The sequence below is a fragment of the Pseudomonas flavocrustae genome, from assembly GCF_029872515.1.
In the GTDB taxonomy this organism is placed as follows: Bacteria; Pseudomonadota; Gammaproteobacteria; order Pseudomonadales; family Pseudomonadaceae; genus Chryseomonas; species Chryseomonas aestiva.
Map to the genome: position 1 here is coordinate 50849 of NZ_JAPDIQ010000011.1, position 13409 is coordinate 64257.

11 protein-coding genes are annotated in these 13409 nt (G+C 66.2%); 7 read left to right on the top strand and 4 right to left on the bottom strand.

The genetic code is table 11. The features are described from left to right. Positions 1–3 precede the first annotated feature (3 nt). Together lptG and lptF are read right to left on the bottom strand one after the other, a co-directional pair. Complete coding sequence (gene lptG, locus OMP44_RS20980; protein WP_133863132.1) at positions 4–1065, bottom strand: LPS export ABC transporter permease LptG; 1062 nt, start codon at positions 1063–1065, stop codon at positions 4–6. Beyond that, entirely contained in the window at positions 1062–2174 is a 1113-nt protein-coding gene (gene lptF, locus OMP44_RS20985) for an LPS export ABC transporter permease LptF (protein WP_273808555.1), read from the bottom strand. The genes lptG and lptF overlap by 4 nt, the downstream gene beginning before the upstream one ends. A gap of 171 nt (positions 2175–2345) precedes the next feature. Here lptF and OMP44_RS20990 point away from each other — a divergent pair, with 171 nt between their 5' ends. The 7 genes from OMP44_RS20990 to OMP44_RS21020 all read left to right on the top strand — a co-directional run bounded on the left by OMP44_RS20990 (position 2346) and on the right by OMP44_RS21020 (position 8972). After that, positions 2346–3845: a leucyl aminopeptidase gene (locus OMP44_RS20990; RefSeq protein WP_133863130.1), complete on the top strand. Its 1500-nt coding sequence runs from the start codon at positions 2346–2348 to the stop codon at positions 3843–3845. Positions 3846–4072: 227 nt separating this feature from the next. After that, the gene (locus OMP44_RS20995; RefSeq protein WP_280310988.1) at positions 4073–4501 is read left to right on the top strand and encodes a DNA polymerase III subunit chi; all 429 of its coding nucleotides are present in this window, start codon (positions 4073–4075) and stop codon (positions 4499–4501) included. A 4-nt stretch (positions 4502–4505) separates the two neighbouring features. Further along, on the top strand, positions 4506–4868 hold the full coding sequence (locus OMP44_RS21000) for a hypothetical protein (protein ID WP_187978568.1): 363 nt from the start codon (positions 4506–4508) through the stop codon (positions 4866–4868). A gap of 87 nt (positions 4869–4955) precedes the next feature. Further along, complete coding sequence (locus OMP44_RS21005) at positions 4956–7787, top strand: valine--tRNA ligase (protein ID WP_280310992.1); 2832 nt, start codon at positions 4956–4958, stop codon at positions 7785–7787. A 159-nt stretch (positions 7788–7946) separates the two neighbouring features. Then, entirely contained in the window at positions 7947–8237 is a 291-nt protein-coding gene (locus tag OMP44_RS21010) for a nucleotidyltransferase family protein (protein ID WP_273808550.1), read from the top strand. A 31-nt stretch (positions 8238–8268) separates the two neighbouring features. Further along, positions 8269–8574 carry a HepT-like ribonuclease domain-containing protein gene (locus OMP44_RS21015; protein ID WP_280310994.1) on the top strand — a complete coding sequence of 102 codons (306 nt, stop codon included), beginning with the start codon at positions 8269–8271 and terminating at the stop codon, positions 8572–8574. Between the two features lie 101 nt (positions 8575–8675). After that, positions 8676–8972 carry a winged helix-turn-helix domain-containing protein gene (locus tag OMP44_RS21020; protein ID WP_280310997.1) on the top strand — a complete coding sequence of 99 codons (297 nt, stop codon included), beginning with the start codon at positions 8676–8678 and terminating at the stop codon, positions 8970–8972. 3 nt (positions 8973–8975) lie between these two features. Here OMP44_RS21020 and OMP44_RS21025 read toward each other — a convergent pair whose 3' ends face one another. Beyond that, the gene (locus tag OMP44_RS21025; protein WP_280310998.1) at positions 8976–9290 is read right to left on the bottom strand and encodes a YqfO family protein; all 315 of its coding nucleotides are present in this window, start codon (positions 9288–9290) and stop codon (positions 8976–8978) included. Positions 9291–9457: 167 nt separating this feature from the next. Beyond that, entirely contained in the window at positions 9458–13357 is a 3900-nt protein-coding gene (purL, locus tag OMP44_RS21030; RefSeq protein WP_280311000.1) for a phosphoribosylformylglycinamidine synthase, read from the bottom strand. Positions 13358–13409 lie beyond the last annotated feature (52 nt).

The following is a 13409-nucleotide window of genomic DNA, read 5'->3' on the forward strand; positions in this document are numbered from 1 at the left end:
GCGCTAGCCGGCCCGGCGCAGCAACAGCACCCCGGCCACGGCGCAGAGCAGCGCCGGTGCCAGCACGGCCAGCAGCGGCGAGAAGCCGAACACCAGGCTGGAGGGCCCGAGCAGATCCTGGAAGATCCGCAGGGCGAAGCCGATGATCACCCCGGTGAAGATCCGCTGGCCCAGGGTCACCGAACGCAGCGGACCGAAGATGAAGGAGATCGCCATCAGCACCAGGGCGGCGGTCACCAGCGGCTGGAAGATCTTCGACCAGAACGCTAGCCAGTAGCTCTTGTTGCTCAGTCCCTGATCGGCCAGGTAGTGGATGTACCACCACAGCCCGGAGATCGACAGCGCATCCGGCTCCATGATCACGGTGTCGAGCACCTGCGGTGTCAGCTCGACGTTCCAGATCACCTTGGGCTCCTGGCGGATGCTGGTCTGGCGATTGCCGAAGTCGGTGATGCTGACGTTTTCCAGCTCCCAGTGATCGCCGCGATAGATGCCGCGCTGGGCGAAGCTGGATTGCAGCAGGTGGCGATTGTCGTCGAATTCGTAGCGCGTCACGCCCAGCAGCAGGCCATTGGGCTGCACCGCGTTGACGTGGGTGTACTCGTGCCCCTGACGATGCCAGAGGCCATGGCGCGAGCTCTGCGCCTTGCCGGCGCTCTGCGCCAGGGCGCGGCCGCTCTGCGCCAGGTTTTCCGACCAGGGCGCCACGTACTCGCCGACCAGAATGCCAGCGATGAGCAGCACGAACATCGGCTTCATCACCGCCCAGACGATGCGTCCCAGGGAAACACCGGCGGCGCGCATCACGATCAATTCGCTGCTGCTGGCCAGGGTGCCCAGGCCGATCAGGCAGCCGATGAGCGCGGCCATGGGCAGCATCTCGTAGGCGCGCCGCGGCGAGGTCAGGAGGACGAACTTGAGCGCCTCGGCGACGCCGTAGTTGTCATCGAAGTCGCCGAGCTGGTCGATGAAGGCGAACAGCAGGGCCAGACCGACGATCACGCCCAGCACCGCGAGGATGCTGACGAAGACGGTGCGCCCTATGTACCAGTCGAGCTTGTTCATGCCGCCACCTCCGGCTTGTGACCGCGCAGACGCGCCTTGAGCGGTTCCCAGAAGGCCAGCAGCAGGCCGAGCACCAGGAACAGCAGGTGCACGCCCCACAGGCCGATGGCCGGTGGCAGGCGGCCCTTGTCCAGGGCGCCGCGGGCGGCGATCAGCAGCGACAGGTAGGCCATGTACAGCAGGATTGCCGGCAGCAGCTTGAGGAAGCGGCCCTGGCGCGGATTGACCTTGGCCAGGGGCACGGCGATGAGGGTCACGATGAACACCAGGATCGGCAGCGACAGCCGCCATTGCAGTTCGCCGCGATACTGCAGCTCGTTGCTGCGCATGAGTTCGCCGGTGGTGACGGCGTCACGCTCGCTGATGTCCTCGCTGACCGCGGGCTTGGGCAGGAGCACGCCATAGGTGTCGTACTGCACCGCGCGGTAGTCGGCCTGGCCGGGGACGCCGTCGTAGCGGAAGCCGTTCTGCAGGATCAGGTAGCGACTGCCGTCCGGGTGAATTTCCTGCCGGCCGGTGTCGGCCACCAGCACGCCTACGCCACGGTCCTTGCCACCCACGGTGGAGGTATTGCGCTCGGAAATGAAGACGCCGCCCAGTTGGCTGCGATCCGCCGAGAGGCGCTCGGTGTAGGTGACCCGCGAGTTGTCCCGCAGCGACTGGAAGCGGCCGGGTTCGAGGGTGTCGAACTCGGTCATGGCGTCCTGCTGGTTGAGGATGGTGGTGACCTTCTGCACGCCCAGGGGCGCCAGCGACAGACTCAGCCAGGCGACCACCAGGGCCACCAGCGCGGCGGGCGCCATGCTGTAGGCCAGCAGGCGGCGCGGACTCAGGCCGGTGGCGGTCAGCACGGTCATCTCGCTATCCAGGTACAGTCGGCCATAGGCCAGCAGGAAGCCGAGAAAGAGCCCCAGCGGCAGGATCAGCTGCAGGAAGCCCGGAATGCGGTAGGCCATGATGAGCAGCAGCACACCCGGATCCAGCAGGCCCTGAGCCGCCTGGGCCAGGTACTTGATGAAGCGGCCGCTCATGATGATCACCAGCAGCACGGCACTGACCGCACCGAGGGTGGTGAGAACTTCTCGAGACAGATAGCGGAAGACGATCAAACAGGATTCTCCAGGGTTGTCAGGCTCTGGCGCGAACGCTCACACTAGCTCGGCTGCATGGCTTGCGTTGCAAGGCCCACCCGTTGAAGGCCGATCGCCGGGAAAGGCCCTGGCGAAAGCCCCGCATTATATCCTGCGAACTCATGTGTTTGTCTTGGGGAGCTTCTCCTAATGGAATTCGTCGTCAAAAACGCTCGTCCGGAAACCCTGAAAACCGCCACGCTGGTCGTGGCCGTCGGTGAAGGCGGTGCGCTCGACGCAGCGGCCAGCGCCGTGGACGCTGCCACTTCCGGCGCCCTGAGCGCGGCCGTCAAGCGCGGCGACATCGCCGGCAAGGCCGGCCAGACCCTGCTGCTGACCAACCTGCCCGGCCTCAAGGCCGAGCGCGTGCTGCTGGTGGGTAGCGGCGCCAGCGAAGGGCTGTCTGACCGCCAGTACCGCAAACTGGCCAGCGGCGCCCTGAGCGTGCTCAAGAGTCTGGGCGGCAGCGACGCCGCCATCGCCCTCGGCGATGTGCCGGTCAAGAATCGTGACGGCTATGCCCGCCTGCGCCTGCTGGCCGAGACCCTGGCCGACGGCGACTACGTCTTCGATCGCTTCAAAAGCAAGAAGGCCGAGCCGCGGCCGCTGAAGAAGCTGACCCTGGTCACCACCAAGGCCTCCCAGCCGGAAGCCGAACGCGCCCTGGCCCATGCCCTGGCGATCACCCACGGCACCGCTTACGCCAAGGACTTCGGCAACCTGCCGCCGAACGTCTGCAACCCGGTCTATGTGGCCGATCAGGCCAAGGCCCTGGGCAAGCAGTTCAAGGACGCCGGGCTCTCCGTCGAGGTGCTCGACGAGAAGAAGATGCGCGAACTGGGCATGGGCTCCTTCCTCGCCGTGGCCCAGGGCAGCGCCCAGCCGCCGCGCCTGGTGGTGCTGCAGTACAAGGGCGGCGCCAAGAATGCCCAGCCCTACACCCTGGTCGGCAAGGGCATCACCTTCGACACCGGCGGCATCAGCATCAAGCCCAGCGCCGGCATGGACGAGATGAAGTACGACATGTGCGGCGCCGCCAGCGTCCTGGGCACCTTCCGCGCCCTCATGGAGCTCAAGCCGGCGATCAACGTGGTGGGCCTCCTGGCCCTGGCCGAGAACATGCCCAGCGGCACCGCTACCCGTCCGGGTGACATCGTCACCAGCATGAGCGGCCAGACCATCGAGATCCTAAACACCGACGCCGAAGGCCGCCTGGTGCTGTGCGATACCCTCACCTACGCCGAGCGCTTCCAGCCCAAGGCGGTGATCGACATCGCCACCCTCACCGGCGCCTGCATCACCGCGCTGGGTTCGCTGGTCTCGGGCCTGATGGGCAACGACGACGCCCTGATCGACCAGGTCAAGCAGGCCGGCGATCGCGCCGACGACCGCGTCTGGCAACTGCCGCTGCACGACGAATACCAGGAGCAGCTGGACAGTCCCTTCGCCGACATGGCCAACATCGGCGGCCCCAAGGCCGGCACCATCACCGCGGGCTGCTTCCTGGCGCGCTACGCCAAGGCCTATCCCTGGGTGCACCTGGACGTGGCCGGTACCGCCTGGATCAGCGGCGGCAAGGACAAGGCCGCCACCGGTCGTCCGGTCCCGCTGCTGGTGCAGTACCTGCTCGACCGCACCGCCGAGGCCTAAGCACCTGCTCAAAGTCTGCTGCGCGTCGGCCAAACGGCGTTGAAAGACCTTCGGAATGCTCATTTACGTTTTGTAAACTCGAGCGCGAGTCCGATCCGCTTCCTCAGGTCTTTTCGCCTTGTTTGGCTCTAGCTCGCGAGACTTTGAACACGCGCTAACGCCTATAGAGGCCGCGACGCCCCTACGTCGCGGCCTTGCCGTTTCCCTCCCCTTCTTCGTGATCCGCCATGACCCGTGTCGACTTCTATGTTCTGCCTTCCACCGATCCCGCGGCGCGGCTGGCCTTCGCCTGTCGGCTGGTGGACAAGGCCTGGAAGCAGGGCATGCCGGTCTATGTGCATTGCGCCGACGCCGAGCAGCGCCAGCGCCTGGATGACCAGTTGTGGGCCTTCCGCCCGGACAGCTTCATTCCCCACGATCTTGCGGAAACATCCAGCGACAGCCCGGTGGTGCTCGGCCTGACCACGCCCGCCGAGCAGAGGGGTGAGCTGCTGATCAACCTCAGCCTGGCGCCGCCGCCCTGCCATGCGGGTTTCGCTCGGATCGCCGAAGTGGTCGTCGAAGCCCCCGAAGTCCGCCAAGCGATGCGCGAAGGTTTTCGCTTCTACCGCAAGCTTGGCTATGCTCTACAGGACCATCAGCTGTCACGTGTCTGATTTCATGACCAGCACCAAGCCTCCCGCGCACGTCCTGCAAGACCTCGAAGCCATCCGCCAGGTACTCGACAAGAGCCGTAACACGGTCCATCCGAGCAGCGCCGATGGTATTCCCATCCTCTCCGATGTCATCGCGCCCAGCGCCGAGCGGCTCAAGGCCATTCCGCCGCTGCTCGACCAGATCGTGCCGGACGTGATCGAAGAGGTGACGCCCAGCGCGCCCCATGAAGACCTGGCCCAGGTGCGCCTGCGCCAGGAAGCACCGGCCATCCTCCAGGAACTGCTCGACGAGCAGTTGCCACGCCTGGAAGCCGAATTGCAGCGCCGTCTCCAGCAGCGCCTGGAAGAACTGCTGCAGCGTCCCTGAGCGCGGGGCGCCAAGGCGCCCTGCCGTCGGCGGGCCGGAGTCGCTATACTCGGAGGCTTTCCTCTTCCAGCGACAAAAGCCCCCTCCATGGACAAGACCTACCAGCCGCACGCCATCGAAACCTCCTGGTACCAGACCTGGGAACGCCAGGGCCATTTCGCGCCCCAGGGGTCGGGCGAGCCCTACACCATCATGATCCCGCCGCCGAACGTGACCGGCAGCCTGCACATGGGCCATGGCTTCAACAACGCCATCATGGACGCCCTGATCCGCTTCCGCCGCATGCAGGGTCGCAACACCCTCTGGCAGCCGGGCACGGACCACGCCGGCATCGCCACCCAGATGCTGGTGGAACGCCGCATTGGCGCCGAGGGCCTGTCGCGCCATGACCTGGGCCGGGAGAAATTCCTGGAGAAGGTCTGGGAATGGAAGAACGAATCCGGGGGCAACATCAGCCGGCAGATCCGCCGCCTGGGCTCCTCAGTGGACTGGTCGCGCGAGCGCTTCACCATGGACGAGGGCCTCTCCGAAGCGGTCAAGGAAGCCTTCGTGCGCCTGCACGAGGACGGCCTGATCTATCGCGGCAAGCGCCTGGTCAACTGGGACACCAAGCTGCACACCGCCATTTCCGACCTGGAAGTGGAAAGCCATGACGAGAAGGGTCACCTCTGGCACCTGCGCTATCCGCTGGCCGATGGCGCCCGCACCGCCGAGGGCATGGACCATCTGGTGGTCGCCACCACCCGCCCCGAGACCCTGCTGGGCGACGCCGCCGTGGCCGTGCACCCGGAAGACCCGCGTTACAAGGACCTGATCGGCCAGTACGTCGAGCTGCCCCTGGTGGGCCGGCGCATCCCCATCGTCGGTGACGACTACTGCGACCCCGAATTCGGCACCGGCTGCGTCAAGATCACCCCGGCCCACGACTTCAACGACTATGAAGTCGGCAAGCGACACAACCTGCCGCTGATCAACATCTTCGATGCCGATGCGGCCGTCCTCCCCGGCGCCCAGGTGTTCAACCTGGACGGCAGCGTCAACGGCATGTTCGACGCCACCCTCCCCACCGCCTACGCCGGGCTGGACCGCTTCGAGGCGCGCAAGCGCATCGTCGCCGACCTGGAGGCCGCCGGCCGCCTGGAAAAGATCGACGACCACGCCCTCAAGGTGCCCAAGGGCGACCGCTCCGGCACCGTGATCGAGCCCTGGCTGACCGACCAGTGGTACGTCTCCACCAAGCCCCTGGCCGAGAAGGCCATCGCCGTGGTCGAGAGCGGCGAGGTGCAATTCGTGCCCAAGCAGTACGAGAACATGTACTTCAGCTGGATGCGCGACATCCAGGACTGGTGCATCAGCCGCCAGCTCTGGTGGGGCCACCGCATTCCCGCCTGGTACGACCAGGCCGGCAACGTCTACGTCGGTCGCGACGAGGCCGAGGTACGCGCCAAGCACAACCTGGGTGACATCGCCCTGCGTCAGGACGACGACGTGCTGGACACCTGGTTCAGCTCAGGCCTGTGGACCTTCTCCACCCTGGGCTGGCCCGAGCAGACCGAGGCGCTGAAGACCTTCCACCCCACCGACGTGCTGGTGACCGGCTTCGACATCATCTTCTTCTGGGTAGCCCGGATGATCATGCTGTCCACCCACCTGACCGGGCAGATCCCGTTCAAGACCGTCTACGTCCATGGCCTGGTGCGCGATGGCCAGGGCCAGAAGATGTCCAAGTCCAAAGGCAACGTGCTCGACCCGCTGGACATCGTCGACGGCATCGACCTGGACACCCTGCTGGAGAAGCGCACCAGCGGCCTGATGCAGCCCAAGCTGGCCGAGAAGATCGCCAAGCAGACCCGCGCCGAATTCCCGGACGGCATCGCCAGCTACGGCACCGATGCCCTGAGATTCACCTTCTGCTCCCTGGCCACCACCGGCCGCGACGTCAAGTTCGACATGGGTCGCGTCGAGGGCTACCGCAACTTCTGCAACAAGCTGTGGAACGCGGCGAACTTCGTCATGGAGAACGTCGAGGGCCAGGATACCGGCGTCAACGACGAACCGGTCGAGCTGTCCTCGGTGGATCGCTGGATCATCTCCCAGCTGCAGCGCACCGAGGCCGAGGTGACCCGTCAGCTCGACGCCTTCCGCTTCGACCTGGCCACCCAGGCGCTCTACGAGTTCGTCTGGGACGAGTACTGCGCCTGGTACCTGGAACTGGTCAAGCCGGTGCTGTGGGACGAGAACGCCTCCATCGAGCGTCAGCGCGGCACCCGCCGTACCCTGGCGCGGGTACTGGAAGTGGTGCTGCGCCTGGCGCATCCCTTCATGCCCTTCATCACCGAGGAAATCTGGCAGCGCCTCAAGGCGCCGGCCGGTGTCCAGGGCGAGACCCTGATGCTGCAACCCTGGCCGGTGGCCAACGAGGTGCGCATCGATGCCGCCGCCGAAGGCGACATCGAGTGGGTCAAGGCGCTGATGCTGGGCGTACGGCAGATCCGTGGCGAGATGAAGATCTCCATGGCCAAGCGCATCGACATCATCGTCGCCAATGCCAGTGCCGAGGACCAGCGCCGCCTGGCCGACTTCGAGCCGCTGCTGAACAAGCTGGCCAAGCTGGAATCGGTCCGCGTCCTGGCCGCCGGCGAGGAAGCGCCGATGTCAGCCACCACCCTGGTGGGCGAGATGGAAGTGCTGGTGCCCATGGCCGGCCTGATCGACAAGGACGCGGAGCTTACGCGCCTGGACAAGGAGATCGGCCGCCTGGAAGGCGAGGTCAAGCGCGTCGGCGGCAAGCTGGCCAATGAAGGCTTCGTCGCCAAGGCCCCAGCCGAGGTGCTGGAGAAGGAGCGCGCCAAACTGGCCGAGGCCGAACAGGCCCTGGCCAAGCTGGTGGACCAGCGGCAGCGCATCGCGACGCTGTAACGCAAACGCCGCAGTCGGATACGACTGCGGCGTTTTCTCTTATGCAGGTCGGTCAGCCGTCACCCCACTGCCTGGGAAGCCGACAACGAGGTAGCGAGTTGGAAGCCCTCGCCGATCCATGCCAGACTGACTCGAATCTCCTCTGCCGAGGTCAGGACCTTGGAACGCGACGTCATTCTGGCCAAGCTTCGCCTCAGCAAGCCCTATCTGGCCGCGCGCTACGGGCTGGTTTCACTCGCCCTGTTCGGCTCGGCTTCGCGAGGAATGGCCAGAGCCGACAGTGACATCGACATCCTGGTCGACTTCGACGGACCGGCCACCTCGGAGCGTTACTTCGGCGTGCAGTTCCACCTCGAAGATCAGCTGGGGCACCCCGTCGATCTGGTTACTGAAAAAGCGCTACGCGGCGAGTTACGTCCGCTCGTGGAGCGAGATGCCATCCATGTCTGAGGAGCGCCTCTGGACTTTCTATATAGAGGACATGATCGACTTCACTAAGAAGGCCATTACCTATTGCGCGGGATTGAGCAGGACTACCTTCGTGGCCAATACCCTGGTCTATGATGCGACGCTGCGCAATCTCGAGTTGATCGGCGAGGCGGCGACACGCATCCCAGCGGTAGTGCGTGAGAATTACCCAGACATTCCCTGGCGCCAGGTCATAGCGACGCGCAATCGACTGATCCATGGTTACCTGGGTATCGACGACGACATCCTCTGGAGCATCATCCGGGACGATCTGCCCGGGCTGCTGGATCAGCTTCGCGCCGTGAGAGACGCTAACTGAGGGTGCCTTGAGCCGGACGGAAGACACGCTTTCCCCACGAGTCTCGGATCCTCTTCCAACTGTTTTGAAATCAACGCTTAGCGCTCATCAGGATCAATGACATGGACGTGAGCAAGACCAAGACCAGCTTCTATCGCCGCCTCTATGTGGCCTGGCTGGTGTCCAGCGGCACCGCCACCAGCGTGCCGGCGTTGATGGCCGCTACCGGGATGCCAAGGCGCACGGCCCAGGACACCCTGCTGGCGCTGGCCGATCTGGATATCGACTGTCAGTTCGTGCAGGGCGACGGCGCGCGCAACAACGCCGGCGGCTACGAGATCCGCGACTGGGGCGCGGTGGATCCGCGCTGGGTCGAGCGGGAGTTGCCGCGGATCAGGACGGTTCTGGGTTATCCCTGACGGCTAGAAATCCAGCACCTGCACCACGTCATAGGCCGGCGTCTCATAGGGATGCGCCCCCTTGAGCGCCGCCACGGCCTGGCGGGCGACTTGCTCGTCGGCCAGTACCAGTTCCACCCGCCATTCGACGACCTGTTCGAGACTGCCGTGCTCGCCCAGGTGCGGCTGGCTGCCTGGCAGTGGACGGAACTGGCCGAGGCCCTGGACCTGCCAGCAGCAGCTGTCGTACAGGCCGATGCGGCCAGCGCCCACGGCGAAGATCGCCTGCTTGACGGCTTCCAGGTGGGAGTCGGGGACATAGAAGCAGAGTTTGAGCATGGTGACGCTCTCCGGCTGGGCGACCCTCACCCCAGCCCTCTCCCTGAGGGAGAGGGGGTAAGAGCGCAGCGGCGGATGCCGGGTGGCTCGCCGTCGGTTTGGAAGAGAGCCTATGAGCCAGGCTCACCCGACCGCAGGTCGAGCAAGCCTGGCCAGACGCCGAACCCTCAGTCGACCCAGACCCGCGCATTGCGGAACAGGCGCATCCAGCCGCCGTCCTCGCCCTGCCAGTCGGCGGGAATCCAGGAGTTCTGCACGGCACGGAAGCAGCGCTCAGGGTGCGGCATCATCAGCAGGACGCGACCGTCCTGGCTGGACAGCCCGGTGATGCCCAGCGGCGAGCCGTTGGGGTTGGCCGGATAGGTCTCGGTGACCTTGCTGTGGCCATCGACATAGCGCAGCGCCACGGTGCCGGAGACGTCAGCGGCGACCAGCGCCTGCTGGTTCGGATACTCGGCGAAGCCTTCGCCATGGGCGATGGCGATGGGCAGCCGCGACCCGGCCATGCCGGCGAGGAACAGCGAAGGGGAATCCTGCACCTGGACCATGGCCACCCGCGCCTCGAACTGCTCGGAGCGGTTGCGCACGAAGCGCGGCCAGAATTCGCTGCCGGGCACCAGCTCGCGCAGGTTGGCGACCATCTGGCAGCCATTGCACACGCCCAGGGTGAAGGTGTCGGTGCGCTCGAAGAACTGCTGGAAGCCGTCACGGGCACGGGCATTGAACAGGATGGACTTGGCCCAGCCACCGCCGGCGCCGAGGACGTCGCCATAGGAGAAGCCGCCACAGGCGACCACGCCCTTGAAGTCCGCCAGGTCGATGCGACCGGCGAGGATGTCGCTCATGTGCACGTCGATGGCGGCGAAGCCTGCGCGATCGAAGGCCGCGCCCATCTCCACCTGACCGTTGACGCCCTGCTCGCGCAGGATGGCGACCTGCGGCCGCACGCCCTTCTTGATGTAGGGCGCGCAGATATCTTCGTTGGGGTCGTAGGCCAGCTTGGCCGACAGCCCCGGATGATCTTCTTCCAGCAGGGCATCGAATTCCTGCTGGGCGCACTCGGCGTTGTCGCGCAGGCGCTGGATCTGGAAGCTGGTCTCGCTCCAGACGCGCTGCAGCATGCGCCGCTCGGCCCGGTAGAGGTGCTCGTCGTGGTAGTGGATGTTGATCTCGTAGCCGTTGACCGGGTTGCCGATCACCGCCACGCAGTCTTCCAGACCGGCCGCGCTGAACTGGGCCAGCACCTCGTGGGTGAAGTCCTGGGGCACCTGGATGACGGCACCCAGTTCTTCGGCGAACAGCGCGCGGGTCAGCTCGTCACGGTCGGCGGCCAGGGCGTCCAGGCGCAGGGCCAGGCCGCAGTGACCGGCGAAGGCCATTTCCACCACCGTGGTGATGAGGCCACCGTCGGAACGGTCGTGGTAGGCCAGCAGCAGGCCGTCCTGATTGAGACCCTGGATCACCGCGAAGAAGGCCTTGAGGTCTTCGGCCTGGTCGACGTCGGGGGCCTGCTGGCCGAGCTTGCCATGGGTCTGGGCGAGGATGGAGCCGCCCAGGCGATTCTGGCCGCGACCCAGATCGATGAGGATCAGGTCGGTCTGGCCCTTGTCCAGGCGCAGCTGGGGGGTCAGGGTGCGACGGATGTCCTGCACCGGGGCGAAGCCGGTGATCACCAGCGACAGCGGCGCGGTGACGCTCTTGTCTTCGCCACCGTCCTGCCAGCGGGTCTTCATGGACATGGAGTCCTTGCCGACCGGGATGGTGATGCCCAGCTGCGGGCACAGCTCCATGCCCACCGCCTTGACGGTTTCATAGAGACGCGCGTCTTCGCCGGGGTGGCCAGCAGCGGCCATCCAGTTGGCGGACAGCTTGATGTCGCCGAGCTTCTCGATGCGCGCGGCGGCCAGGTTGGTGATGGTCTCGCCGATGGCCATGCGGCCGGAAGCAGGCGCGTCGAGCAGCGCCAGCGGGGTGCGCTCGCCCATGGCCATGGCTTCGCCGGTGTGGACGTCGAAGCTGGTGGCGGTCACGGCGCAGTCGGCCACCGGCACCTGCCAGGGGCCGACCATCTGGTCGCGGGCGACCAGGCCGGTGATGGTGCGGTCGCCGATGGTGATCAGGAAGCTCTTGCTGGCCACGGCCGGGTGGCGCAGGACGCGCTCCACCGACTCGGTCAGGTCCAGGCCGGCGCCGTCGAAGGCGTCGCCCAGTTCGGCTTCCCGGGTGGCGCTGCGGTGCATGCGCGGCGGCTTGCCGAGCAGGACGTCCAGCGGCATGTCCACGGCGTTGTTGCCGAAGTGGCTGTCGGCCACGGTCAGCTGGCGCTCCTCGGTGGCTTCGCCGACCACGGCGAAGGGGCAACGCTCGCGTTCGCAGATGGCCTTGAAGGTCTCGAAGTTCTCGGCGTCCACGGAGAGCACGTAGCGCTCCTGGGACTCGTTGCACCAGATCTCCAGCGGACTCATGCCCGGCTCGTCGTTGGGCACGTTGCGCAATTCGAAACGACCACCGCGACCGGCATCGTTGACCAGCTCGGGGAAGGCATTGGACAGGCCGCCCGCACCCACGTCGTGGATGAAGGTGATGGGGTTGTTTTCACCCAGCTGCCAGCAGCGGTCGATGACCTCCTGGCAGCGGCGCTCCATTTCCGGGTTCTCGCGCTGCACCGAGGCGAAATCCAGGTCGGCGGAGCTGGCGCCGGTGGACATGGACGAGGCCGCGCCGCCGCCCAGGCCGATCAGCATGGCCGGACCGCCCAGCACGATGAGCTTGCCGCCCACCGAGATGTCGCCCTTCTGCACGTGGTCAGCACGGATGTTGCCCAGGCCGCCGGCGAGCATGATCGGCTTGTGATAGCCGCGCACCTCGGGACCGCGGGGGGTCTCGATCTGCTGCTCGAAGGTGCGGAAGTAGCCGGCCAGGGCCGGGCGACCGAATTCGTTGTTGAAGGCGGCGCCGCCCAGCGGGCCTTCGATCATGATGTCCAGCGGGGTGACGATACGCTCGGGCTTGCCGTAGGGCTGTTCCCAGGGCTGCGCGAAACCGGGGATGTTCAGGTTGGAGACGGTGAAGCCGGTCAGGCCCGCCTTGGGCTTGGAGCCGCGACCGGTGGCGCCTTCATCGCGGATCTCGCCGCCGGAACCGGTGGAGGCGCCGGGGAAGGGGGCGATGGCGGTCGGGTGGTTGTGGGTTTCCACCTTCATCAGGATGTGCACGGGCTGGCTGTGCGCGCCGTATTCGCGGGACTCGGCGTCGGGATAGAAGCGCCCGGCGGTGAAGCCTTCCATGACCGCGGCGTTGTCCTTGTAGGCGGACAGCACGCCGGCGCGGTTCAGCTCAAAGGTGTTCTTGATCATGCCGAACAGCGACTTCTCCTGGCTCTCGCCGTCGAGGTCCCAGCTGGCATTGAAGATCTTGTGCCGGCAGTGCTCGGAGTTGGCCTGGGCGAACATCATGAGTTCGATGTCATGGGGATTGCGCCCCAGGGCGGTGAAGCTCTTGACCAGGTAGTCGATCTCGTCATCGGCCAGGGCCAGGCCCAGCTCGAGATTGGCCTGCTCCAGGGCAGCGTGACCACCGCCGAGCACGTCCACCGCGGTGAGCGGCCTGGGCGTGGCATGGCTGAAGATGTCGGCGGCGGCGTCCAGGGTCGGCAGCACGCGCTGGGTCATGCGGTCATGCAGGGCGGCGGCCAGCTGCGCGTGGGCAGCGGCGTCCAGTTCGCCGGCGACATAGTAGGCCACGCCGCGCTCCAGGCGCTCGATCTGCGCCAGGCCACAGTTGTGGGTGATGTCGGTGGCCTTGCTCGACCAGGGCGAGATGGTGCCCAGGCGGGGCACGATGAGGAACAGCGCGCCGCTGGGTTCTTGCTGGGGGACGCTGGGGCCGTATTGCAGCAGTCGGCCGAGGATGCCCTCTTCCTCCGCGCTCAGGGTGCCGGCGACTTCGGCGAAATGAACGAACTCGGCATAGAGCCCGGAGACACCGGGAACCAGGCGAGTCAGCTGGTCGAGAAGTTTGCCGTGACGGAACGAAGATAGAGCGGGAGCGCCGCGCAGGATCAGCATCGGGGACAGCCTCGGGGCCAAGTCACTTTGGGGCCGTGCATTCTAGCCTAAA